The organism is uncultured Paraglaciecola sp., from assembly GCF_963977085.1.
GTDB lineage: Bacteria > Pseudomonadota > Gammaproteobacteria > Enterobacterales > Alteromonadaceae > Paraglaciecola.
Genome location: NZ_CAXBNC010000004.1, coordinates 301067 through 326281 on the forward strand (window position 1 = coordinate 301067; position 25215 = coordinate 326281).

Genomic DNA, 25215 nt, shown 5'->3' on the forward strand with positions numbered 1-25215 from the left:
ATACTATTAGGCAGGTTTGATAAACCCTATTATTGATTTTCTTTTTGATAATCAAAAAGTAAGCCTGCTGTTTGTAGTATGGGGGAAGATGAATATCACTATTAAGTGTCGCCATGTTAAATATTTAGGGTGAAGGCTCAACTTTGTCGGAATTCGGAATTCGCAATTCGGAATTTAATTTGACATTTATTCTACGAACGAAGATCGTACATCATCATTTTCTCCACACTTAGCGTACTATTTATGCCCTCAAAAAAAGCTATCTTTAAAATTGTCGCCTTTATAATCATTCTTGTAGTTGTTGGCTTTTTTGTGTTTTTCCCTGCGCAATTAGATAAACAAACCAACCGTTTGCATGATTCGACTTTACCTGTGATATCCGAGCAAGCCAGAACCCTACATGGGCAGTTATTTATAGGTGACTGGCATAGTGATTCTTTAATGTGGAAAAGGGATTTGATCGACAAGCATGATTATGGCCATGTGGATATTCCGAGATTGCAGCAGGGGAATGTGGCATTACAAATGTTTACGACAGTCACTAAGTCACCCGATGGCATCAATTATGAGGAAAATAGCACTGATGCCAGTGACAATATTACCAAACTGGCGTTAGTTAACCTCTGGCCTACAAATACATGGAATAGTCTGGCTGAACGCGCACTGTTTCAGGGGAGTAAAGCTCAAGAGTTAGCTAATGAATTTCCCGAGCAAGTGTCCCTTATTAGGTCAAAATCAGAACTCGCACAATTTTTAGAGCAGCGAGAAGCTCATCCCAAATTATTAGGTATGTTGTTAGGCACCGAAGGTTCCCATGCACTAGATGGGGAGTTAAGCAATATACAGCGCTTATTTGAAAGTGGTTTTCGGATGATGAGTTTACAGCACTTTTTTGATAACAAGTTAGGTGGGTCATTGCACGGGGTAAGTGGAGAGGGATTGACGGAGTTTGGAAAACAAGCACTACAAAAAATGCGGTCTTTAGGGATTATGGTGGATGTTTCCCATTCATCAGAACAAGTGGTCAAAGATGTCTTAGCGTTGAGCGATCAGCCTGTATTAATTAGTCATACGGGGTTTTACGGACATTGCCCATCAGCAAGAAATATCTCTGATGAATTGATGCAACAGATTGCCGCTAACGACGGTCTCATAGCAGTGGGTTATTGGGATGGTGCAGTGTGCGAGTCAAACGTCATTGAGATTGCTAAAGCGATTCAATATGGCATTGAATTAGTCGGTAGTGAGCATATCGCCCTTGGGTCAGATTACGACGGCGCCACTAGTGTGCCTTTTGATACTTCAGAGCTGATTTATTTAACCCAAGCATTGTTAGATTTGGGGCTTAGCGAGAGACAGATTAAGCAAGTAATGGGGGCTAATATGCTTCGCTACTTGCAAGTGCATTTACCGGATTAAACACGCCCACACACTTTATTAACGCAATTACAATGTAATTAAAGGTAAATCTCCCTAAATGGAATACTATCAACTTAACCACAGCAACCTTATTGATTATTTGCAGTCTTTGCCCGAAGTTCTGTTGAGGTTTTCGTCATTCGATGACCTTGAGGTGCAAGAAATAAAAGATGGCAATATGAATTTCGCGTTTGTGGTAACTAACAAGCAAGATTCAAATCAGTCGGTATTTGTTAAACAAGCGCCGCCCTATATTAAAGTGATGGGGGAGCAATGGCCATTGACACGTCAAAGGATGACCGCAGAAATTCATGCCTTAAATTATCAATCTAGTGTATGCCCTGAAATGCTGCCAGAAATTTATTATCAATCTGAAGTTTTGTCTGTGGTCATTATGCAAAACCTCAGTAAACATGGCATTTTACGCAGTGAATTAATACAAGGGCGATATTTACCCAGATTGGCAGAAGACTTATCGACTTTTCTGGCAGAGACCTTGTTTTACTCTTCTAGTTTGGCGTTGTCCTCAATCGATAAAAAAAACATGGTCAGCAACAGTCATAATCATGATATGTGTAATATAACCGAGGATTTTGTGTTTACTTACCCATTTGAACATCATGAAATGAATGCCTACAATCCAGCTCTATCCCAGGCTATTATCGATTCTATTCAAAAAGATCCTGATGTTCGCAAGCATGTTGCAGAAATGAAATATATGTTTATGAATAAGCCAGAAGCACTGTTACACGGTGACTTACACACTGGTTCTGTGATGGTAAACCAGTTAGAAACCTTTGTAATTGATCCCGAGTTTTCATTTGCGGGTCCCATGGGCTTCGATCTTGGCGCCTTAATTGGAAATTTATATTTGAGCTACTTTTCACATGCACATAACACATCGGTAGAGTCGCTGAATTATAGCCAATGGCTATTGCAGACCATTGACGACCTTTGGTACAAATTTGAAGCTAAGTTTTTGTCTTTATGGTCAGAGCATGAGCAGTCGGCACAAAGTACCTTTATGGGCAAAGACCTTACAGGAGATAGCCATCAAATCTTCAGGCAGGCATTTTTGCAACAAGTATTGAAGGATAGCTTAGGTTTTGCAGCCTGTAAGATGATACGCAGAATCTTAGGGGTGGCAAAAGTAGCAGACTTAATGCAATTTGAAGATCTAAAACTTAGAGCTAAGTTAGAAACTCAGGCACTTAAAATGGCAACAAAGATGTTGCTGAACCGCCAGTCTTATAAGAGCATTGCCGATGTAAATAAACTGGCAGAGGATCTTGTTGCAGCATAGCGGGTCATTACCCGGCACATGTAAGCCACCAAGCACTTTTGGCGTTCTTGGTGGATTCGATACTGCTACAACATTTTAATTTCATCATCTTTTAGATGACTAACAATAGGGCTGTTCTCAGCATCAGCAAATGCCGCATCTAAAAGGGCCGATCTATAGGCTATGGGTCCTCGGAAGTTGGGGTGAGTAAAAATGTATGACTGCCCTGATAGCAACGCTTCTACTACACGTTTTGCAAGGACCGAAGTAGGAATGCCAGACTCCACTAGTTCTTTTGCCTTGTTGTTGCCTTTTGCAGCTTGTGTTTTATGGGCGCCCTGATTTTTCACTTCTTTGTATTCAGATTGAAGATTGCGTAATGACTCATGGATACGAGTTTTAACAAAAGCAGGGCACAGCGCCGATACCGCAATATTATGCTTTTTCAATTCACCGGCCCAACTTTCTGACATAGAAACTACCGCGGCTTTTGAAGCAGCATAAGCACCGGAATAAGGCACGCCATTCATACCTGCCATAGAGGCGACGTTAATGATCCAACCACCTTGACCATGGTCTTTCATGCTTGGGGCGACGGCTTGTGTACCGTTCACTACACCCATTACATTTACATCCATAACCCATTTCCAAGTGTCCAGTTTGGTTTCTTCAATTGAGCCTTGCACGCCACCGACACCAGCGTTATTCACCAACATGTGGATATTACCAAATTTAGCGTGTGCAGCGGCAACAGTGTCTTGCCACTGTTGATAATTAGTTACGTCTAGTGGACAAGCTAACACTGGCACATTAGCAGCCTGTAATTTTTGTTGCGCCTCTGCAAGTTGGATTTGGTCTATATCAGCAATGACAATGTTCATACCCAATTGTCCAAATTCTTCAGCAAGAGCAAAACCAATGCCTCCTGCTCCGCCAGATATAATGGCTGTTTTACCTGCAAATTTGTTCGACATAATGATATCCCTCAATAGTTAAGAATGCTGACTTTCTAAGTATTCAGTGGATATTAGGTGCTGGTTTGTTGCAAAAGTACTTTATTTCGCGAATTGGTAAGGCTTCATGGGATGAATATATGGGGAAAAGACAGCTGCAAGTGGCAAGCTTCGAGAGACTAGCTTGAAGCAAAGCACAAAAAAGGGGTATTTGAAAAATAACTCTTGATCTGTTCTCTTGTATCTACAAAATAAGCTGGTATCGCGCGGCGACCGGCTCGAGCTATTCTATCGTTTCAACGCCGCTATCAGTACCAACTAGCACCACATCTGCACCACGATCAGCAAATAAACCATTGGTAACCACGCCCACTATGGCGTTAAGTTGTCTTTCTAATTCAACAGGATTGAGAATTTTTAAATTATGTACGTCCAAAATCACATTACCATTATCGGTGATTACACCTTGGCGATATGCTGGATCACCACCTAGTTTAACTATTTCTCGGGCGACATAAGAACGTGCCATAGGAATGACTTCAACGGGCAAAGGAAACTGCCCTAACAGAGGGACTTGTTTAGTATCATCAATAATACAAACAAACTTATCAGCCACAGCAGCGACAATTTTTTCTCTAGTCAGGGCCGCACCACCACCTTTAATCATGTGTTTGTGTTTGGTGATTTCGTCAGCACCGTCCACATAAATATCAAATTTGTCCACTGAGTTAAGGTCGAACACCTCAATACCCAAAGCTTCTAAACGTTTGGTCGAAGCATCAGAACTCGACACCGCTCCTTGAATATCATGTTTTACAGCGGCCAGTGCATCGATAAAATAATTGACTGTTGAACCTGTGCCCACACCTACAATAGTGTCATTTTTTACATATTTTAACGCTGCTTGGGCTGCGGCTTGCTTTTTTTGATCTTGTGTCATGAGTTTTTAGAGCCTGTTGATCTTAATAAACGCTAGGTTGTTTAAAGTGTAACCTAAGCACAGTGTTAACTTATATCAAAAAATTGATCTGGGGTGGCAATACCATCTAATGGAATATCCCAGCTATCGGTGAGTAAGTTATCAGTTTGTTGGCAAGTATGGGCCAATCCTATGAGTTTGGTGGCGAGGGAGTCACGTCTAATAGGTGCTAAGGTTCGGTCATAATATCCCCCACCCATGCCTAATCTATTGCCTTTAGCATCAAAGGCTACGAGTGGCGTAAAAATTAATTCAATATTCTCTAGGGTGTGAATGTTTGTGCTGGTGACAATAGGCTCATCAATGCCATAGATATTTTTACGGGTAGCCGAACGAGGATGATGCTCCACAAACAGCAGATGCCCTTTACAAAAAGGATGTAGCACTGGCAGTAACACACATTTACCTTGTTGCCAGCAATATTCGATAATCTTTTGAGGGTTAATTTCAGCATCGTTGGCTAGGTAGCAGGCAATGGTTTTCGCTTCAGAGAGAGGCGTCGATTCTAAACAAGTTGAGAGTATTTGGGTTGCAGCCTCTGCTTGGAGCAGAGGCGATAACAATTGACGTTCTGAGCGAAATTTTTGACGGATTTGTTGCCTATCTAGTACATCTGAATGAGACATGCTTAAGGTATCCGTAAGCCAAGTTACAGGCTGTAAGTATCAAGATACAACTGAGTCAAACGTGCATTGTCAACTTTAGTCGCTACATTAATTTGCTGAGCGTTGAGCCAATCTGGGCTCGCAGTAGTATTAGGTAGTGCAACGGACGTTTGACCAATATTTAAAGGATCAGTTGAAACTCTTGCATGGCCAGTTTGTAACTCGAACAAACTAGGGTCAATTAAATGTGCGATGGGCATAGCGTCGTGGAAAAAACACACATCTTCATCTCTGTTTTGTGAGTAAAATTTCACATAAAACTGTGCTGCGTCGTGAACAAAACCTCCTAATTTTGGATTGTTTTGTTTCAGTTGTGTCAAAAAGTCAGGAGTAAAAGGACAAGAGTTAGTGACATCTAGACCAAACATGTTGAGTTCCCATGACGCGCCAAACACAATCTCGGCGGCGAAAGCGTCGTTCCAAATATTGGCTTCTGCTACAGGGGTAACATTGCCTCGCACAAAAGCTGCTCCACCCATAATCGACACTGCTTTTAGCAATTTAGGAAGTTCGGGCTCTAGACGTAATGCCAAGGCTAAATTACCTAATGGGCCAATGGCCACTACTGTGATTTCACCTGGAAATTCACGTGCTTTATCAACAATAAACTGTGCTGAGCTACGTGGGTCTAATTCGCCCTTAGCAGCAGGGAAATTGATATTTCCAAAACCATCATCACCGTGCACAAAATGGGCGTAGCCAGACTCTTTACCGACCCAAGGCATACCTACACCTTTGCATACGGGGATATTTTTATCGGCCAAAGCACACAAGGTAATCGCATTTTTAGCTGCCATCTCTACTGGTACATTACCATAAACGGTAGTCAGCCCTAATACATCGATTTCGGGGTGTTGAAAGGCAAAGAAAATTGCCATTGCATCATCAATACCCGGATCAGTATCTAGTATAATTTTGTGGCTCATTAATTGTCTCCCGTAATATTATTGTTTAGCAAGAAAACGATTTACGTCTTCTTCGTTAGGTATAGATTGAGCAGCACCCACTTGCATAACAGCCAAAGCTGATGCTGCGCAGGCGCGTTTTAACGCAACAGTTGAATCGGTATGGTTACTGTAAGCAGATAAAAAGTAGCCGATAAAAGTATCGCCTGCGGCAGTGGTATCTACCGCTTCTACTTCAAAAGCGGGAACGTTAATTGTTTTGTCTTTCTTTAACATACGTACCCCCGCTTTACCTAAAGTAATCAGGACTTCGGCATGGGGCCAGTCTTGGCGAAAATATTCTTCAATTTTGTCTAAATCTTGACGACCCGAGATTTCTTCAGCCTCTACTTCATTAACAATTAATAAATCAATACATTCATGAGGAAGATGCTTAACTGACTCAGTCATAGGTGCGGGATTAAAGGCTACGCGTAAGCCCTTCTCTTTTGCCTGAAGTAGCACTTGGTCGATGCTGCTGGTTTCATTTTGTGTCAAAACCCAATCGGCAGAGGTAACTGAATCCAACGCATACATAATGTCTTTAGATGTCATTTCTTGATTAGCGCCGCCAAACAACACTATGGCGTTTTCTGCCGAAGGAGTAACTTGTATTATCGCATGTCCAGAGGCTGTTTCAGTGCAAGATACATGTTTACAATCAATACCATCGCGGATCATGGTTTGCTTGAATGAGACATCAGCTTCGTTAATCTTACCCACATGTCGTACTTCTGAACCTGCTCTGGCTAGGGCAATAGACTGATTAGCTCCTTTTCCACCCAATAAACATTGGTAATGACTTGAAGCAATAGTTTCACCAGGTTGAACAAAGTGATCTACCTGGTAGACATGATCGATATTGATTGAACCAAAATTGATAACGGCCATAATGCGTTACTGTGCCTCTTGTTTTAAAGTTCTAGTTTGGAATTTATTCTAGCCGAATAAAAACATAAATTAACCATTAATTAAAAAGTTGACCATTTGGTCTAGGCGTTAGTATATTGATTTTTTCTCTGGCAGCAAATTTATCTAAAGGGTGCCTAGGCAAAAAGGCGTGACAGCTTATGAATGATCCCTGTTTTTGCGACATAAGGGGAAGTGTCGGTTAAAAACAATCTTACTGAAACCGTAGCCCCATGACCCCATGGCCACCAAGCTGCCATCACTTTGGGTTGGCGCTCAATATTGCTACTAAAGAGTTTTTGTTGTTTCACCAGTTTCGAAAATTCACCGGCATAATGTTTCACTTGGTCTGGTGCTTTTTTAATGGTTTTTCTATCCCAACATACAGGTAATGACTGTTGTAAGGTAAATAATACTTGGTCTTGTTTATCTACAGAGAACTCTGCGAGCATCACTTTGTGAAAATCATCATATTTCCACTTCACTATAGAAGACAAGGCTTCTAACACGTCTTTTCCGTAAGTTTGAATTTTTTCTTCTTGATTCATGATCTCAATCCGTTATAGATAGTTTTGGACGCCTCCCAAAATGCCGCTGTTCGGTGTAAGCCCGTGAACCGAAAGTTCAGGGCGGAAAAGTCATCGCTACCTTAGGCTTCTCGATACGAGCCGAGCTTGCGCAATAGTAGTGGAATCATCTCCCTTGGTAAAAAGCATCGGCCAGGGACATAACTAAACTGGCAAACACCCCAGGAGGCATAGAAAACCGCTTGTTATTCTGCTAATAAACAACTAGCTGTCCAACAAACACTGCCATTATAATCTGTTACTAGCCTGATATACTAGTGCTATTGCTCCCTCTATCGTGTATTTGCTTTCTCGAGAGTGTTAGCATTGTTTTGTCCAATAATTGAGAGTGCACTTTGAATACGTCAACTAATCTTTTCGATACCATAACAGCGTTACTTGAACGCAACGATATTTTAACCTCAGCCGCTGAAGTACAAGGTATGTTTTGTGGCATGTTAGGAGGGGGGATGCCATTAGAATGCCAAGACTGGTTAGAGCCACTCGCTGATTTTATTCATCAAGGTGAGTCATTTTCTAAAGAAGTCGTCGAAGCCTTTAAAAACCTTTATGACAATACCTGTCAGCAATTGGTTGAAAGTGACTTTGCTCTGGTACTTTGTTTGCCGGAAGATTCGTCACCTATTAATGAGCGGGGGCAAGCGTTGTTGAGTTGGGTGCAGGGATTTATGCTGGGGTTTGGTTTGCATCAGGATGATTTAACAGGGTGTTCTGCGGATGTCAAAGAAGGACTCGAAGACTTTGCTGAAATTGCGCGAATGGACGATGAAATGAATGAAGATGAAGAATCGGAGCAGGCATTGTTTGAAGTGATGGAATATGTGCGTGTTACCGCTATGTTGTGTTTTAACGAGCTAGGTAAGTCTCCAGAACAACAGCAAAGTGAGCCTAAAACAGTTCATTAACCTGTTGAGTTTTTCCTTTTTAAAACAAAGAAGTGAGTCACCGCATTAGCCATGGATAATAGTGAATTTTTAAGCCGTCAAACGCATTTGTTACATAAAATGCAGCCTAACAGTATTTGTTTGCTGCCAGCGTCTGGCTTAGTGACTCGTAGTCGTGATACTGAATTCCCCTTTCGCCAAGACAGTTATTTTCACTATTTGTGTGGTTTTCCAGAGCCCGACGCTTGGCTAGTGTTATCTAACCATCAAGAGTATTCAAAGGGGATGAGTGTACTTTTCTGCTTAGACAAAGACCCTACAATGGAAATTTGGCACGGGCGCCGAGTGGGTCCCAAGCAAGCCAAACAGCAATACCCAGTTAATATGGCTTTTGCTGAAGACGAATTAGGTGAAAGGTTACTCGATTTAATTGACGGTCACCAAAATTTGTATTTTGCACAAGGCCATAATCCAAACGCAGATGAGCTGGTTTTTTCACTATTACAAGCATTGCGAGATGCTCCAAAACAAAGTAGACAAGCGCCTGCTAGTTTGATTGATAGTCGCATTATCCTTGATGAGATGCGTTTATTTAAATCAACAACTGAAATTGAGCTGATGCGCAAAGCTGCGGCTATCGCTACCCAAGCCCATATGCGAGCAATGCGATTTGTTGCGGCCGATAAAAATGAATATCACCTTGAAGCAGAAATTCATCATGAATTTGCCATGCAAGGTGCTAAGTATCCAGCCTACGGCACTATAGTTGGCGCGGGGGATAATGCGTGTATCTTACATTACACCGAAAATAATCAAGTCCTAAAAGACGGTGATTTGGTGCTAATTGATGCGGGGTGCGAATGGCAAGGGTATGCAGCGGATATTACTCGTACTTTTCCGGTTTCGGGGCAGTTTTCAGAGCAGCAAAAACAACTATACGAATTGGTTTTGAGGGCACAACTTGCTGCCTTTGAGCAGATAAAACCTAACAATACTATTAAACAAGCCAGTGATGTGGCAGTGGCAGTGATTACCCAAGGGTTACTTGATTTAGATATTTTAAAGGGCGACTTAACAGACAATATTAAACAACAAAATTATCGTGAATTTTACATGCATGGACTTAGTCATTGGCTTGGTTTAGATGTACACGATGTTGGAAATTATAAAATTGATGGCCAAGACCGACCGCTGAAACCCGGCATGGTATTAACGGTAGAACCCGGTATTTACATCGCTCCTGATGCAAAAGTTGATAATAAATGGCGAGGCATAGGTATTCGTATTGAAGATAATTTATTAATCACCACAAGTGGTTACGAAAACCTCACCTTAGCGGCACCTAAAACCATTAACGACATAGAAGCACTAATGCTTACAAAGAGCGGTTAACAGAATGCGTGGATTCGATATTGTTGTTGTTGGCGGCGGCATAGTAGGCCTGACCCAAGCCTTAGCGCTAAAAAATGCTGGACTTTCGGTGGCAGTTGTAGACAGTCATGTAAGCCAGGGCTTACCAAGGGGTGAGCCAGAAATACGAGTCAGTGCGCTGACGTTAGCATCAGAGAATATTTTGCATAATTTAGGTGTTTGGCAACATTTAGACCCTAAAAGATTATGCAGTTATATGGATATGCAGGTTTGGGATCATGACAGTTTTGGTAAAATTAACTTTTCTGCAGATCAAGTGCAAAAGCCGCAGTTAGGTCATATAGTGGAAAACCAAGCCATTCGGCATAGCTTATGGATTCAAGCCCAAAACAGCGACCATATTGAGTTATTAGCGCCTAGACAAATCGTACAATTGGTTTTTGGTCAACAAGAGTGTTTCATTACCTTAGATGATAGTAGTCAGTTAACCGCCAAATTAGTCATAGGGGCTGATGGGGCCAACTCAGTGGTAAAAAAACACGCAAATTTAGTACAAACATTTTGGGATTATGATCAACACGCCATAGTCGCGACGGTTAAAACCGCAATGCCACACCAAAACACCGCTAGGCAAATTTTCAGCGCCACTGGGCCGCTGGCATTTTTGCCTTTATGGGATGCCCATTATTGTTCAATTGTATGGTCACAAGATGAACCTAAAGCAGCTGAGTTACTTGAACTTTCAAATGACAAATTTAATCAAGCCTTGACTGCCGCCTTTGATTGCACTTTAGGCTTATGTGAACTTGTGAGTGATAGACAAAGTTATCCCCTTAAAATGCGCTATTCGCGCCAATGGGTGGCTAACAGAGTCGCTATTATTGGTGATGCCGCGCATACTATTCATCCCTTGGCAGGTCAGGGGGCTAATTTAGGCATACTTGATGGAGCAGCGTTGGCTGAACAGATCATTAAGTTAGTCGCACAAAATAAGGATTTTGGCTTAGCTAAAAATTTACGACCTTTTGAGCGCTGGCGAAAAACTGAAGCGGTTAAAATGGTCGCAGCTATGGAAGGTTTTAAGCGTTTGTTTGCTGGAGATCAACCCGTTAAAAAATTAATCAGGGATACTGGGTTAAGTTTGGTGAATCATTCGTCCTTTGCGAAACAACAAATTATTCAGCATGCTATGGGCCTTAAAGGCGAACTGCCCGAACTAGCAAAAGTACATTTAGATTAAGAAATAGTACTTTAAAGTGTCAACAGCCGTGATTTATATTTAAAAGGAATATTCTGTGAATAAAATTTTAATGGTTAGTGTATTCACCCTAACACTTGTTGCGTGTAGCTCTCATCAAGCGCCACCTTATGATAAAGATAAGCGTCCAGAAGATCGTGAGCAGTATTCTGGTATAGAAGGTGTTATGCAAAAACAAAAAGACCAAATTTATTTAAACAATCAAGCAAGATTAGCTAAGTGCCAAGATGCGCGGTTAGATTTGGTGGATGCCGAGGCTGAAGGGGATATCAATATGATCCGTCAAGTCAAAGCTCGGGTACAAAAAAATTGCGTCATTGAAAAATAGGTTTATGTTTTGACCCCAGCAGTCAATAGCGCTAAGAAAGCGAAAATCGAATTTAAGGTTCACCAGTACGACCATGATAATGGCCATACTTCCTTTGGATTGGAAGCGGCCGAAAAGCTGTTAGTAGAAGCCGAACGTGTATTTAAAACCTTAGTGGTTAAATTGGATGGCCAACAACTTGTTGTGGCCATTTTGCCCGTTAGCACTTTGTTGAGTATGAAAGCTGTTGCTAAGGCGTGTGGTGGAAGAAAGGCTGAAATGGCTGATAAACTCGAAGTACAACGCAGTACAGGTTATGTTTTAGGCGGAGTGAGCCCTCTGGGGCAAAAAAAATCTTTAAAAACAGTCATCGATCAGTCTGCTCAGGACTATGCCACTATCTATGTGAGTGGTGGTCGTAGAGGGTTAGAAATTGAGTTAAATGCCCTAGACTTACAAAACCTAACATTGGCAACATTTGCGCCACTCACACAGTAACTTTTCTTACAGGTCAAAATGAAAATAGATGTTTTTATCCTGAATTATCAGGACACACAACATGCCCAAGATATGTTGTTTTTACTCGAAAATTACGCATTAGATCCTATGGGTGGGGCAAACGCCTTGATTCAAACGGTAAAGGAAAATCTAGCAATAGAATTAAGCAAACTTCCCCATGCTTTTAGTGTTATCTGTTACGTTGATGGTCAACCGGCTGGGTTGGCAAATTGTTTTGAGGCTTTTTCAACGTTTAAATGCCAACCCTTGATTAATATACATGATTTAGTTGTTTTAAGTGAATTCAGAGGTTTAGGGGTTAGCCAAAAAATATTACAACATATTGAACATATCGCCGAGCAAAAAGGCTGCTGTAAAGTGACCTTGGAAGTATTGGAAGGTAACCACATTGCTAAAAATGCTTATTTGAAATTTGGCTTTTCTGGTTACGAACTGGATCCGCAAATGGGCAAAGCGTTATTTTGGGAAAAACCTCTGTAATTATGTTGGAGCTATTTGGATATTCCCTTAGTTATTCAAGTTTGGCGCTGCTGTTTTTAGTGGCGTTTTTTATTGGTATGGCCAAAACAGGTGTGCATGGTATTTCCATGTTTGCGGTGCCCTTATTAGCGATTTTGTTTGGCGGCAAAGCCTCTTCTGGTCTGATGTTACCTATGTTGGTTATGGCGGATCTTTTTGCTGTTAAGTATTATCACCGACACGCCAACTGGGGATATTTAATCAAACTATTTCCGTCTGCTGCAATAGGTGTCTTAGTGGGGACTTGGCTTGGTAGTGTGATTGATGACCAAGTTTTTAGATTGGTCATGAGCCTTATTATATTTGTGAGTTTAGCCATAATGGTGTGGATGGAAAAAGGTAATAAGGGGGAGATTCCTGATTACCTTTGGTTTGCATTATTAATGGGCCTTCTGGGTGGTATCACAACTATGATTGGCAATCTAGCGGGCTCGGTTATGGCACTGTATTTATTGAGTATGCGTTTACCTAAAAATGAATATATTGGTACCGCCGCCTGGTTCTTTCTGGCTATTAATCTGTTTAAAGTGCCTTTTCATATATTCAGTTGGCAGAGTATTGATATGAATTCATTTCTGCTCAATCTTATCTGTTTACCCTTTATAGCATTAGGCGCTTGGGGTGGCATTTGGCTTGTAAAACGCATTCCAGAACAACATTATCGCTGGCTGGTGATTGCCATGACAGGTGCTGCGGCAATTTTGATGTTGCTTTAAAAGATATGGTTCTTTGTTGTATTTGAGTATTGAACGGTGGATTTCTAAAAGTCATGCTTGCCAACTGCTAACATTTTCTATTTACTTAAAATTTTAAGGGGTAATTTTTTTATTCAGTTCATTAACACCAAGCAACAAAGATAATGCCAATTTGATAAAGCTTTGTATCATGAGGTCGATTAATACTTAAGAAAATTTGCAGTAAAACCGAGGGAGAGTTGAAGTGGCAAGCGTACAAAAAAATATAATCAATGAAGAAGTCAAATTTAGTACTGATGAAGAGCTTGTTTCTGTTACAGATACTCAGGGCGTAGTGCAATATGCCAACGACAGTTTTTGTCGAGTTGCAGGGTTCGAATTTGAAGAGTTGGTAGGGCAACACCATAATATTGTTAGGCATCCAGACATGCCTAAACAAGCCTTTGCTGATATGTGGAGTAAGTTAAAATCTAAACAGCCTTGGCGTGGAGCGGTAAAAAATCGCTGTAAAGATGGCCGCTATTACTGGGTCGATGCCTTTGTTACCCCTAGATTCGAAGGTGGGGAATTAACTGGTTATCAATCGGTACGTACAGTACTAAAACCTGAATACAGGGCTAGAGCAGAATCCTTATATGCAGAATTAAACAATGGAAAAAGTGTCGGTTCATCGTTTTTTTCAGGTCGAAAAAAGGATGTGTATTTTGTCTTGTTAGGACTCATTTTAGCTGCAACTGCGCTGGTCTATCCCTTTCTCGCATTCTTGCTGGTTCTGTTACCTTTTTTGGTTTTTAGAGATGAACTTTTTGGTGTGCGTTCTTATATCATTGCACAAAACGAAGAGTACGATAGCGTATCTCGTTTTGTCTTTTCCGGTCGCGGGAATCGTAGCATTGTCGATTTTTCTAAAAAAATGCAAGAAGGCAAAATCAAAACGATTATTGGCCGAGTGATCGACAGTACACACTCGTTAACTGAAGGAGGGGAAATACTCAAAGAATCTTCTTATCAAGCTAAGCGAGGGGTGGAGCGTCAAACTAGTGAGTTACATCAAATCTCTGTTGCAATAGAGGAGATGGTTGCAACCAACGCTGAAGTGGCAAGTAATACGGCATTAACGTCTACAAAAGTTGACTCAGTGCATCAAGATTGCAAACTCGCCACTAATTCAATGAGCACTACCATGGATAAAGTCTCTAACCTAGCGACTGAAGTAGCAGAGTCTGCAAAGACGGCAGGGGAGTTAGCGCAAGAGGCAAATAAAATAAGTAGTATCATGCAAGAAATTCAAGGAATTGCCGATCAAACTAATCTTTTGGCACTGAATGCTGCTATTGAAGCCGCAAGGGCTGGAGAATACGGGCGTGGTTTTGCCGTGGTGGCTGATGAAGTGCGCACTCTTTCTAGTCGCACCCATGCTGCAACAGAACAAATACAATCATCCGTTGGAGACATTCAAACTACCTTACTTGCATGGTCAAAAACTATGTCTAAAGGTAAAGAGTCTGCGGAAGAATGTGTTGAAGATACAAAAAGCACCCAAGATATAGTCTTTAAGGTATATGAGCAGGTCTCTGAGATATCAGATTTAGCTAACCAAATATCCGTCGCCTCGGAGGAACAAAGTGTGGTCTCGAAAGAGATAAGTAGCAATATTGTCAATTTGAGTGATGCATCTACTAATAACTTACAACAAGCCGATATTGTGGCGCAGGAATCAAGCAATATCGAAATTCGAGCAAAGGCCCTTAACGCTTTAGGTACCACTTTTGGTTAGTTAAAAGAGTGGTGGGTTTGGTCTAGCCATTAATAATTTCACTAAACGTCGCTATTACCTCAATAGCCGTTTAGTGAATCTTTACTTATCTTGATTGACCTTGCTATTTAAGGTTGAAGTAGCAATTGAACGGCTCAGTGCTAAAGTATTTCCCGCAAAATCATTGCTTATCCAAAGCTCTACATTAACCAAAAGTCTAATTGTAAACAAGGTTTGCCCGTGTGAGCATTACCATTAACATTGCTGATAAGTCAGTAATGTTAATGGTGTATTGGCTGAAGGGTATAGTCGTTACATGTTTTGATTGCTGTGCAAAACTTTAGGGGATGAGTTTGTTTGAATTCACTACTTTTCGTTATTTGCAGATACAAATATTCACGCTGACTATGTTGTTTTGTTCCTCGGGGACGTTAGCAAATGAAACTTGTTTAGAAATGCATGTCATTCAGAGTGTTCCTCAAGGTTTTCTGGACGAAAAACGAAATATTGTAGGTATAGATTTTGAGGTATTGCAACAGTTAGAAACGTACTCTGGTGTTTGTATGGCTAAACGCTTAATGCCTATTGCAAGAATTTGGAAAAGCATTGAACAAGGCCAACATGATGGTGGATTAGTGTTTAGATCCGCTAACCGCGATCCTTTAGTGGTCTATGCCGCCTTTATTAGACATGCTGAAATTATTGCACTTCCCAGAAAAGGTCTAAAAATAGACAGTTATGAGCAACTCCATAAATTTTCTATAGCAAAAACAAGGGGCACTCCCCTTAACAAACGTTTTGATATAGAGAACAAGGTAAATGTCGTAGAAGTCACTAACTATGGCCAGTTACTGAATATGCTAAGGCTTGGTCATATTGATGTGGTTGCTGGTAGCGCAGAGCCTATTTTTTATAATCTAGCCAAACTTAAAAAAAACAAAAAAGATATCGAAGTTGGTGAAAAGTTTGTTCTTGGCAGCCGTGAAAAATGGTTACAATTTTCTAGATTATCAGCCAATTTAGAGCATATTCCTAAGCTACAAAAAGCGGTGGATTTAATGAAAGAAAAGGGTGATTACAACCGTATCATGATGAAATATTATGGTAGGGGGGCTGACTCAAATGAACTCCTAAAGTTGCTGTAAATTCCATAACCCTTATTGATGGGATTTCTGGTCGATGTAGTGCAAAACAGCCTGCGCCCATTTTTCATATTGAGCAGCGTTGATATGTAACAAGTCTGGCATCACAGATTCCAGTAATACACCATCTTGTGTTAAAAATTGATTATTTATATCCAACCAATGTACTTGTTTGCCATCTGCAAATTCTTTAATCAAGGTATTAGTTGCAACTATACGCTGGCGCATCGGTTTATTGGTATTTCTACTGCGAGGGAAGATGGCCATCAGTAATACTTTGCTGGTAGGTAGTCGATGCTGCAACTCCTCTAAAATAGCTTGAACACCTATAGCAATATCTTCTGGAGGATCTAGCCTATGTCCGGCGTTATTTGTGCCAATTAACAAAACCATCCATTGCGGCAACAGTTGCTCTAACTCACCGTTTTGTATCCGCCACAACAAGTGCTCGGTTCTGTCTCCAGCGAATCCAAGATTGAATGCATTGCGAGGAGCAAAGTGTTGTTGCCAAAATTGTTCTCCCTCTACTTCCCACTCGTGAGTGATAGAGTCGCCCAGAAATAACAGTTCGATGGGATCCTTTCTTCCTTGGATCTCAGCAAGTTTTTGCTGGTGGCGTTGCTGCCACCAGTCTTCCTGGCGCTCTGATGGAATAACAGATAATGGCGGCATCACGTTTATCTGGCTTTTTGAGCAACAATCCAATCATTAATCACATTTTCCAAAACCGCCATGGGCAAAGAACCTTGCCCAATGACAGTGTCGTGAAAGCTGCGAATATCGAATTTGGCACCGAGTTGTTTTTCGGCCTTGGCCCGCAACTCTCGAATTTTGATCTCGCCCATTTTATAAGACAAGGCCTGACCCGGCCATGAGATATAACGGTCGATTTGGTCTTCAACGGATTTTTTCGTAAGTGCTGTGTGTCCAGCTAAATAATCGATTGCTTGTTGGCGACTCCAACCAAAAGCGTGTATGCCCGTATCTACAACTAATCGCACCGCGCGCCACATTTCGTAACCTAAGCGCCCAAAATCGCTATAAGGGTCTTGGTAGAACCCCGCTTCTTTCCCTAAACGCTCGGAATACAATCCCCAGCCTTCGCCAAAGGCTGAATGGCTAAGTGTGCGCCTAAATTTAGGCACATCTAACTCCATTGCAACAGCGTTTTGTAGATGATGTCCAGGTACGGCTTCATGCAGACTGAGGGCCTCTAGATTGTAAAGGGGTTGTTGTGAGGGCTCAGAGGTTAAAAAGTAAGTTCCAGGTGTGCGACTATCGGGAGGTGGCATATAAAACGCACCTCTAGTCGCTGAGCCTTTTATGGTAAAGGTATTGCGAGGCAGGTGACCAAAAAATGTGGGTAACTTGCCATACATTTTCATAGTGATAAAAGCCGTTTTTTCGAGGACATCTTGTCTGTCTGCGGCATAAAACTGAGGGTCAGTGGCCAGAAAGTCTAAAAATTCTCCATAACTGCCTGTAAAGCCTACTTGGTCAATTATGGCCTGCATTTCAACACGAATTCGCTTCACTTCGCTTAAACCTAAATCATGTATTTGTTGAGGTGTAGCATCTGTAGTGGTGTAGTAATTAGCAGTGTAGGCATAATAATCTAAGCCCCCTTTTACGCTGGCGATCCCTGGCTCTTTACGGCAATTAGGCATGTACTCGTTAACAAAAAAATCGTAGAAGTTTTGGTAAGCTGGGACAACCGAACTTTGAATTAATTTCACCGCTTGGGCGCGGTAGTCAGTTGTTTGTTGCTGATTAAAAGTATTAGGAAAGCGGGTAAATGGCTCATATAAAGCACTTTTGGTGGCATCTGTCACTATATGTTGGCTGATGCTTTTATGGTAATGCTTGAAACTCTCACAATGATGTACATAACCAGCGGCTAACCCCGCTTTCATTAGATTGATATTTTCTTGGTTAAAGCGGGGATAGTCTGCCAAGCTTATTAGGAAATTGTCGTAGTCTTTGCTTGTTAAAAATGCCATGTTGGCGGGCGCTTCAGCAAAATAAGTATGCCAGCCACTTAAAAAATTAACGGGGAAATACTTATCTTGGAATTGGTAACTTTGGGCTTCAGTTTCCCGCTCATATTTAAATAAACGGTAATTCATTAATTGCTCTGGGCTTAAGGTTTTGATATCCAGCGTTTCAAGCATGTCTAATACCTGACGGTTGTATTTTTCTCGCCTAGATAATGCTTTTGGCGTCAATTCGGCTAATTTTCCATTGGGTTTCCACCCATCAGGATCAGTACGAAAAAATACCTTTTCCTGCTGAGAATTTTGCCAATGTTGCTCGATGATTTGGGTAAGATCCGTATTTGAGTCAGCTAATGTGTTCCAGCTAAGGGTAGAAAAAGTGACTAAGGCTAGGAGTTTATTAAACATAATGTTCTCTTGTTTTTTTATATATTAAATAGCAAGGGTAGCCAGTTTACCAATAGGTTCGGCTAACGAGTCTGGTGGCACTGTGAACCACTGAATACCTTTGTTTGTCATGTAGACACAATCTTCTAAACGCACACCAAACTCTCCTGGTAAGTAAATGCCTGGCTCGTTCGAAAAACACATGCCGGCTTTTAAAGTTTCGGTTTCGCCATGGACAAAGTTAACAGGCTCATGGCCTTGCATACCTATGCCGTGGCCTGTTCTATGAGAAAGCCCCGGTAGTCTGTAATCAGGTCCTAATCCTTGTTGCACGTAATAAGCGCGAACTGCATCATCAACTTTGCCAGCAGGTGTACCAAGAGTGGCCGTTTCAAAAGCGATTCGTTGGCCTTCTCGTACGGTATGCCAAATTTTTTGTTGTTTTTTACTCGGCTCACCAAACACAAAAGTACGGCTAATATCAGACTGATAACCCTCAACACTGCAGCCACAATCCATCAACACTATTGAACCCTCGCGAATAGTTTGCTGTTGCTTGGTGCCATGAGGGTAGGCGCTGGCTTCGTTAAACAAGGCCATATTCCAAATGTTGCTGCCGCCTAATGCAGATTGAGCTGAGGACATCAAACCTTTGACTTCTGACTGGCTCATGCCTAACTCTAGTTTTGACCAAACATGGGCATAAGCGGTGAGTGTGATTTCGTTGGCTTTATGCATCAATTGTAATTCGTGAGTGTCTTTGAACATGCGGCAACCTAAGGTGATAGGCGCAGCACTAGTGTTTTGCATTGTGGGTATAAGCGACATGATCCCACGTTGCACAAAATAGCGAACTGAATCTTCAAAAGCGAGTGTGCCTTGGGTAATTTTTCTGTCGTTAAGTATTTGTTTGACTCGTTCAAAAGGACTTTCATGTTCTTGCCAAACGCGTACGTCCTCACCGACTGCTAGGCTTTCGCGAATACTAGGCTCTTCGAAAAATGGACAGACAACGGCTATTTCGCCTTCTTTGGGAATAACTACTGCTGTAAGGCGTTCACTACGCCACCATTGTATGCCGCTGAAATAGTCCATAGCGGCGCCGGGTTCCAGTATCATGGCGGCGATATTGTACTTACGCATTAACCGTTGCGCTTTTGTTATACGGGTTTTACGTTCTTGAACCGAGATAGGTACAACGCCATTGAGCAAGCTTTTTAACTCACTCGTCGCCACACTCTTGGCGATTGTTGTGGATGCATTTGCCGTACTACTTAGGGGTAATGCTGCAAGAGCGGTGGCACTGGCGACTAAAAATTGCCGTTTGGTTAATTCCATATTTAAGCCCTGTGGAAATGAGTCGTACTAACTTGAATAGACAGACTATTACAAATGCATGGTATTTTGTAGGGGCGGATTAATCTGTGATAACAGAAAATGCTTTATTTTGTAGCGGTTCCCTTACATCTTGGTCTGTCCTTAATTTACACAAAATGAATAAAGTACTACTTATAGTTTGATAGGTGTGATGTATGTAATGTTTGACCGATTCTGTCTAGCCAAAGGTTAAGCCAATCTGACGCCTTTTGTTTTAAATGTTTTTTATCAGCGTCTTTATTTATGTCTACCTTGTTGATAACGTGTTGCATAGTGAACTTCCAATAATTTGTTGTGGTGGGCATATAATGGCTTCTGTACATATAGAAATCGAACAATCAATAGTTGTTAGTAATATAAGTTTAACTAATGGATAGGCGTCTGAGGCATCTGGCTTTATTACGCTGCTTTGATGCCGCGGCTAGGAATCAGAGTTACAGCATAGCGGCACAGGAGTTATCTATTACTCAGGCTGCGGTGAGTCAACAAATCAGAAGTCTTGAAGAAAATTTACAGGTAAAACTTTTTGTTCGAGAAGGCCGTGTTATGCGTTTGACTAAGCAGGGAATAACGCTTTCAAGTTCAGTTGCAAAGGCCTTTGGTGAATTATCCTTGGGCTTTGACCGAATTCAAGTTGAACCTCAAGAGGGAGTGTTGACGGTAACAGCGTCTCCTTCTTTTTGTTCGCGGTGGTTGGTACCTAGACTCTGGAAGTTATCGGCTTTATTTCCTGATGTTCACGTTAGAGCCTTAGCGTCTGCCCAATATGAAGATGTGCGCCACTCGGATATTGATGTGGCAATTCGTCAAGGTGAAATGCAGGTGGATAATGTGCATCAAGAAACTCTGTTACTGGATCCAGTGTTTCCTATTTGTTCTCCTAGAGTGTTTCAAGATGAACAGCTAACCAGTCCTGAAAAGATCAATCAATGCTGGTTAGTAGAGGCAATTGGTGCAGGGCGGTGGGGGTTTAGCTGGAAAGACTGGTTTAAGCTTGCAGGTGTGCCTCTCGATTCACAATGTAACAATTGGATGGAGGTGACCACTTGGGAAATGGGCATTAATGCCGTATTGAGTGGGCATGGCGTCTTTTTAACCTCAGGTTGTATGGCCAAAGATTTGATCGAGTCTGGGGCCTTGGTGAAACCTTTTGATATTCAAATTGAACCCGGTTTGAAGTTTTCATTGTTGTATGACCAAGAGTCGCCGAGGATAGCGCGGATCAAAGTTTTTACCGATTGGTTGAAAGCAGAGTTACAAGTTTAAGTCCTTGTGGGTGAATTTATTAACTGCACTTTTCAAATAAATCCTTAGATTCACACTTTTGTGGATGTCGTGAAAAGCTGGCCATAGAAAATAATCGTTAAGCTTTGAACCGAGCAAAGGTTACTAAAATAACCTTAGTAAACTCACAATATAACTGGGGTAGGCGCGACAATTATTTCGGGCGTTGTTGGCTTAGTTGGGGTAAAAAAAAAGCCTGATATATAATCAGGCTTAAAAGAGAACACACACAAAAACTATATAGTCAGAGGGGGCGTCGCCCGATAAGTTCAATTTTTTTTAAAATATTTTTTATAAATTTTTGTTTAGACTGAAATTATCCTTGCGAGTGCTTTTTTATCCTAGGATTGTCATAAAAAGGCCCTAGACAAGTGTTAAAAACGTATATAAATTGAACAGTAAGATCTATAGATTTGTGAAACAGTTTTAGAAACAACAAATATCAACTTTTCTTTTATTTATTTGCTTAAAAAGTGTGTTGTTATTTAAAAGAATGGAATGTTAACTATATCAAAAGGAGAACAATATGAATATCCGCGTTGTATTTACCCTGCCCCTCTTTTATTTGATGGTTGCCTGTGGCGGTGGTGGCTCGTCAAATAATAATGAAACAAAAGAGCCTACAAACAATGTTGTGACCGCTGAGGGGGTATTCATAGATAGTCCGGTAGAGGGGTTAAGTTTTAAATCAGGGAGTGTCGAAGGTGTCACCGATGTAAATGGCACTTTTACTTATGAAGTGGGCACTGAGGTAACCTTTAGTTTAGGGGGTATAGTTATTGGCAGTGCTACAGGTGCCGCGATCTTATCACCTTTGTCTTTAGTCGCAGACGCTGCGGATGAAACAGATCCTACAGTAGTCAATATAGCCGCTTTCTTGCAAACACTTGACGATGATGGAGATCCTGAAAATGGTATTACCATTACTTCAACGCAACAAGCTGAGGCGTCTGATTTAAGCATTAATTTTCAACAAAGTGTTTTTGATTTTGAATTCGATGCTGACGTACAAAATGTAGTGAGTATTTTAACATCGATAACCCTAGCTGGCCCCCGAGCCTTAACCTCTGCCGAAGACGCTTTAGTGCATCTGCGTGCTAGTTTGGGCATAGTGGTAGAAGAGCCTGTTGATGAAGAAGAGGGAGAAGAAGGAAATGAAGGTGGAGAAAATGAAGAAGAAAGTTACGGAATAATAACAATGTCAGGAGAGGACACTCAAAATTATGGTGTGTCTCTTGATGTAGAATCTGCTGTTTATGGGCGCGATGATCTTACGGGGTTAGTTACCTCCGTCGTTTTAACTGGAAGAGGGATCACTATTAACAGTCGCGATGACATCGAACCTTTTGAAGTTGTAGACGCGAACGCAGGTTTTGTCATTGTGATTGGTGATACGACACTTTTTGATCATGTCATTTCTATGACAATTGTTGACTCAAGTGGAGAGTACAAATATGTTTGTGATGAATTTTGTAGTGTTGTTATCAATACTGAAAATCAAATAGTTACTTTTAGTAATGCTGTTGCCCTTAACGTTGATACAGGTGAATCATTGACTATGAATGGCACAGTAAGCTGGAAATTTGAAGAAGAAGTAGATGAGACAATCGCTCAAGAAAAGTGGCTTGAAAACACGCACTATAAAGTCATTTCAGATAAAGCCAATGAAATAAAAGAAGTGATGGAGTTCTTTTCATTTTGGTGCCCCCATTGCTTTAATTTTGAACCCATAATTGAAGACCTAAAAAGTAAATTGCCAGCTGACGTTGAATTCAAAAAAATACATGTAAACTTTATGGGATTTACCAGTGCTACTATTCAAGACGATACTACAAAAGCAATGATGGTCGCTAGAGAGTTAGAAAAAGAAAATGAGCTCAATCAAGCTATATTTAGTTATATACACGAATCCCGTTCGTCCATAACAGGAATGAATGACTTAAAGGATCTTTTTGTGGTAAATGGCGTTGAATCAGCAGTGTTTGACGAAATGATAACTAGCATTGGCGTGAATAGCCGACTAGAAATGAATAACAATATTGTTGAACAATACCGGGAATTTGTTAGTGGTGTGCCCAACTTTATTGTTAACGGCAAGTATCAAGCTACCTTTACCAGTGATATGGACCAAGATGATATGATTGATTTACTCATATTCTTATCGAACGAAAAGTAAACTCAGATTTGAGATTCGCACAAATGATATGTTTAAAAGCCAGTTAAATATCAACTGGCTTTTTTGTTTTTAATGATTAAAGGAAAAAAATTTAGCTCAAATCCAAACCGACAACACCCTTTGAAAAATGGGTAGCTGGCAGATCAGGTCTGAGCTATTACAACTCAGTTAAAATTTTGATGACTAAAAATGCCACAACACTAGTCACAGGCTCTTTTTTAATGATGCCATTGAGCTTATATCTTGGTATGTTTGAAGCCTATTGTCCGGTTCGCGTTTAGCCTCTTGCTCTGCAGTTCGTTTAGCGACTTCTTGCACCATTTTCTCCAGTTTGTCGGTTAACATGACTAAGCGTTTATTTTGTTCTTGGGTTTTCATTATATTGTGACTTTTGATAGCAATTTGAGTACCAAGAGCAAAAATTGCCTCAACTAGGAATTAAATTGGCAGGGCCATTATTCGAGTAAAAAACCTCTTAGGGTTAGTTGACCTTTGCTTTATCAGCATCAATGGTAACCAGAATGATCCTATTAGTACTGCTTTGGTGGATTAGTAGGTTTCCTTCAGCTGTTGCGCGCATGTGTCTAATAATACCTGCATAGACATTACCAGAAGGAATTGCCCAACTCTGGAAGCTTTCATCTTTAGGATCAAAACGTACCAGTGCATCTGGGCGCATACCTGATTCGTTGTACCACACAACGTCATTTACAACCGCAATGGCATAGGGGTGAGATTTTGGCCCGCTAGGTGAAGGCCACTCTTTGGCGTCGCCGCTTTTAGGGTCAAATCTGCCTAAGCGCCCTTGAGAAGAATTCACATACCAAAGTTTTCCATCGCTAGCAAAGTCAAGACGCCGCACCTTGGTTTTGGGATCAGGAAGTTTGTACTCACTAAGGGTAAAGGTTGCTGGATCTACTTTGACTAAACAGTTACTACCATTGCAGGCTACCCAAGGATGACCCTGTGCATCTAACTTGATCCCGTAAGGGCGAGAGTTAGGGGTGGGCATAGTGACTAACTTGATTTCGCCGGTCGCCGGAATCAGTCTACCGAGCATATTACTGTGTTGTAAGGTAAACCACATGGTGCCATTTTTATCGAATATTGCGGTGTGAGGATCTTTCGCTTTTGGATCCGGCATTTTGTAAAAGGTCATTTCTTCAGTTTGCGGGTTAAGCTTGCCTAAAGTGGCATTTTTGTTTCCTGTGTACCAAATATTACCCTTTTGATCTAAGGTTACTGAGTGGGGCATTGACCCTGTTGGTAACGGATATTCTTTCATCTCGCCTGTTTTAGGATTGATCTTTCCAATTAAATTACCCCACTGTCCAGCCCACCAAATGGTCCCATCTGAAGCTTGGATAGGATCCCTTGAACGTTGACCCAGAGTAGGCACCACCCACTCTTTGAAACTTATAGATGTTTTGCCAGAGAGTAACTTGGGGCTGTGTTTCAAGTTCGGTGGAAACTTCGCGGCAAGATAGGCTGTGAGTTGTTCTCGTTTTGGATGACTAGACAAATCCGTCATACTACTAATTAATTCTTTCCACTGTTCATTAGTATAGCCAGAGCTGCCAGTAATTTTGTTTAGTTGATGGCACAAGGTACATTGTTGGTGTAACAGCTGATTACCTTGTTCTTCAAATGCAGAGGTTGACTCGCTCTGAGCAAAGACTGAGCTACAAAAGCAGAAAAAAATTAGTAATATCAAAATTTTTGACAGGGTATTCACTTTTTTATCTCCCAGATAGAAGTCATTAATTCGGTTTTAAGAATACAAGAAAAGAGAGTAGTCTTCTTTTAAA

25 protein-coding genes and 1 other RNA gene are annotated in these 25215 nt (G+C 41.2%); 13 read left to right on the forward strand and 13 right to left on the reverse strand.

Annotation, left to right across the window (positions count from 1 at the left end):
* The first annotated feature begins 243 nt into the window (after positions 1–243).
* Together AAC000_RS07130 and mtnK are read left to right on the forward strand one after the other, a co-directional pair.
* Positions 244–1419, forward strand: coding sequence for a dipeptidase (locus AAC000_RS07130; protein ID WP_339721342.1), 1176 nt, complete (start codon positions 244–246; stop codon positions 1417–1419).
* A 58-nt stretch (positions 1420–1477) separates the two neighbouring features.
* Positions 1478–2722 carry an S-methyl-5-thioribose kinase gene (gene mtnK / locus AAC000_RS07135; protein ID WP_339721344.1) on the forward strand — a complete coding sequence of 415 codons (1245 nt, stop codon included), beginning with the start codon at positions 1478–1480 and terminating at the stop codon, positions 2720–2722.
* Between the two features lie 65 nt (positions 2723–2787).
* Here the strand turns inward: mtnK and AAC000_RS07140 are convergent, their stop codons facing one another.
* The 7 genes from AAC000_RS07140 to ssrS all read right to left on the reverse strand — a co-directional run bounded on the left by AAC000_RS07140 (position 2788) and on the right by ssrS (position 7909).
* Positions 2788–3675 carry an SDR family NAD(P)-dependent oxidoreductase gene (locus tag AAC000_RS07140; protein ID WP_339721345.1) on the reverse strand — a complete coding sequence of 296 codons (888 nt, stop codon included), beginning with the start codon at positions 3673–3675 and terminating at the stop codon, positions 2788–2790.
* 262 nt (positions 3676–3937) lie between these two features.
* Positions 3938–4594: a ribose-5-phosphate isomerase RpiA gene (gene rpiA, locus AAC000_RS07145; protein WP_339721347.1), complete on the reverse strand. Its 657-nt coding sequence runs from the start codon at positions 4592–4594 to the stop codon at positions 3938–3940.
* 65 nt (positions 4595–4659) lie between these two features.
* Positions 4660–5259 carry a 5-formyltetrahydrofolate cyclo-ligase gene (locus AAC000_RS07150; protein ID WP_339721349.1) on the reverse strand — a complete coding sequence of 200 codons (600 nt, stop codon included), beginning with the start codon at positions 5257–5259 and terminating at the stop codon, positions 4660–4662.
* A 23-nt stretch (positions 5260–5282) separates the two neighbouring features.
* On the reverse strand, positions 5283–6224 hold the full coding sequence (locus AAC000_RS07155; protein ID WP_339721350.1) for a nucleoside hydrolase: 942 nt from the start codon (positions 6222–6224) through the stop codon (positions 5283–5285).
* An 18-nt stretch (positions 6225–6242) separates the two neighbouring features.
* The gene (locus AAC000_RS07160) at positions 6243–7133 is read right to left on the reverse strand and encodes a ribokinase (protein WP_339721352.1); all 891 of its coding nucleotides are present in this window, start codon (positions 7131–7133) and stop codon (positions 6243–6245) included.
* 155 nt (positions 7134–7288) lie between these two features.
* Positions 7289–7699, reverse strand: coding sequence for a hypothetical protein (locus AAC000_RS07165; RefSeq protein WP_339721354.1), 411 nt, complete (start codon positions 7697–7699; stop codon positions 7289–7291).
* Positions 7700–7727: 28 nt separating this feature from the next.
* Positions 7728–7909, reverse strand: a non-coding RNA gene (gene ssrS / locus AAC000_RS07170) — 6S RNA.
* Between the two features lie 164 nt (positions 7910–8073).
* Between ssrS and AAC000_RS07175 the strand changes: the two genes are divergently transcribed.
* From AAC000_RS07175 to AAC000_RS07215, 9 genes are all read left to right on the forward strand, one after another.
* On the forward strand, positions 8074–8643 hold the full coding sequence (locus AAC000_RS07175) for a UPF0149 family protein (RefSeq protein WP_339721356.1): 570 nt from the start codon (positions 8074–8076) through the stop codon (positions 8641–8643).
* A gap of 51 nt (positions 8644–8694) precedes the next feature.
* Entirely contained in the window at positions 8695–10014 is a 1320-nt protein-coding gene (gene pepP, locus AAC000_RS07180; RefSeq protein ID WP_339721357.1) for a Xaa-Pro aminopeptidase, read from the forward strand.
* Positions 10015–10018: 4 nt separating this feature from the next.
* Positions 10019–11233 (forward strand): FAD-dependent oxidoreductase, encoded by a 1215-nt coding sequence (locus tag AAC000_RS07185; protein ID WP_339721358.1) that lies wholly within the window; start codon positions 10019–10021, stop codon positions 11231–11233.
* A 55-nt stretch (positions 11234–11288) separates the two neighbouring features.
* On the forward strand, positions 11289–11579 hold the full coding sequence (locus AAC000_RS07190; protein WP_339721359.1) for a hypothetical protein: 291 nt from the start codon (positions 11289–11291) through the stop codon (positions 11577–11579).
* A 9-nt stretch (positions 11580–11588) separates the two neighbouring features.
* Positions 11589–12056 (forward strand): Cys-tRNA(Pro) deacylase, encoded by a 468-nt coding sequence (ybaK, locus tag AAC000_RS07195; RefSeq protein WP_339721361.1) that lies wholly within the window; start codon positions 11589–11591, stop codon positions 12054–12056.
* A gap of 18 nt (positions 12057–12074) precedes the next feature.
* Complete coding sequence (locus AAC000_RS07200; RefSeq protein ID WP_339721363.1) at positions 12075–12557, forward strand: GNAT family N-acetyltransferase; 483 nt, start codon at positions 12075–12077, stop codon at positions 12555–12557.
* A 2-nt stretch (positions 12558–12559) separates the two neighbouring features.
* Positions 12560–13312 carry a sulfite exporter TauE/SafE family protein gene (locus AAC000_RS07205; protein WP_339721365.1) on the forward strand — a complete coding sequence of 251 codons (753 nt, stop codon included), beginning with the start codon at positions 12560–12562 and terminating at the stop codon, positions 13310–13312.
* Positions 13313–13535: 223 nt separating this feature from the next.
* Positions 13536–15068, forward strand: coding sequence for a methyl-accepting chemotaxis protein (locus AAC000_RS07210; protein WP_339721367.1), 1533 nt, complete (start codon positions 13536–13538; stop codon positions 15066–15068).
* A gap of 332 nt (positions 15069–15400) precedes the next feature.
* Positions 15401–16192, forward strand: coding sequence for an ABC transporter substrate-binding protein (locus AAC000_RS07215; protein WP_339721369.1), 792 nt, complete (start codon positions 15401–15403; stop codon positions 16190–16192).
* A gap of 12 nt (positions 16193–16204) precedes the next feature.
* Here the strand turns inward: AAC000_RS07215 and AAC000_RS07220 are convergent, their stop codons facing one another.
* From AAC000_RS07220 to AAC000_RS07235, 4 genes are all read right to left on the reverse strand, one after another.
* Positions 16205–16861, reverse strand: a complete 657-nt coding sequence (locus tag AAC000_RS07220; RefSeq protein WP_339721371.1) for a GDSL-type esterase/lipase family protein — start codon at positions 16859–16861, stop codon at positions 16205–16207.
* A gap of 5 nt (positions 16862–16866) precedes the next feature.
* A complete protein-coding gene (locus AAC000_RS07225; protein WP_339721373.1) occupies positions 16867–18591 on the reverse strand; it encodes a DUF885 domain-containing protein in 1725 nt (574 codons plus the stop codon).
* A 24-nt stretch (positions 18592–18615) separates the two neighbouring features.
* Entirely contained in the window at positions 18616–19908 is a 1293-nt protein-coding gene (locus tag AAC000_RS07230) for a Xaa-Pro peptidase family protein (protein ID WP_339721375.1), read from the reverse strand.
* Between the two features lie 167 nt (positions 19909–20075).
* Positions 20076–20219 carry a hypothetical protein gene (locus AAC000_RS07235; RefSeq protein ID WP_339721377.1) on the reverse strand — a complete coding sequence of 48 codons (144 nt, stop codon included), beginning with the start codon at positions 20217–20219 and terminating at the stop codon, positions 20076–20078.
* 97 nt (positions 20220–20316) lie between these two features.
* On the opposite strand from AAC000_RS07235, the gene AAC000_RS07240 reads away from it, so the two are divergent.
* Positions 20317–21213, forward strand: coding sequence for a LysR substrate-binding domain-containing protein (locus tag AAC000_RS07240; RefSeq protein WP_339721378.1), 897 nt, complete (start codon positions 20317–20319; stop codon positions 21211–21213).
* Positions 21214–21757: 544 nt separating this feature from the next.
* A complete protein-coding gene (locus AAC000_RS07245) occupies positions 21758–23407 on the forward strand; it encodes a DsbA family protein (protein ID WP_339721380.1) in 1650 nt (549 codons plus the stop codon).
* Between the two features lie 204 nt (positions 23408–23611).
* Here AAC000_RS07245 and AAC000_RS07250 read toward each other — a convergent pair whose 3' ends face one another.
* On the reverse strand, positions 23612–23785 hold the full coding sequence (locus AAC000_RS07250) for a hypothetical protein (RefSeq protein ID WP_339721382.1): 174 nt from the start codon (positions 23783–23785) through the stop codon (positions 23612–23614).
* Between the two features lie 103 nt (positions 23786–23888).
* Positions 23889–25142 carry a cytochrome C gene (locus AAC000_RS07255; protein ID WP_339721383.1) on the reverse strand — a complete coding sequence of 418 codons (1254 nt, stop codon included), beginning with the start codon at positions 25140–25142 and terminating at the stop codon, positions 23889–23891.
* Positions 25143–25215 lie beyond the last annotated feature (73 nt).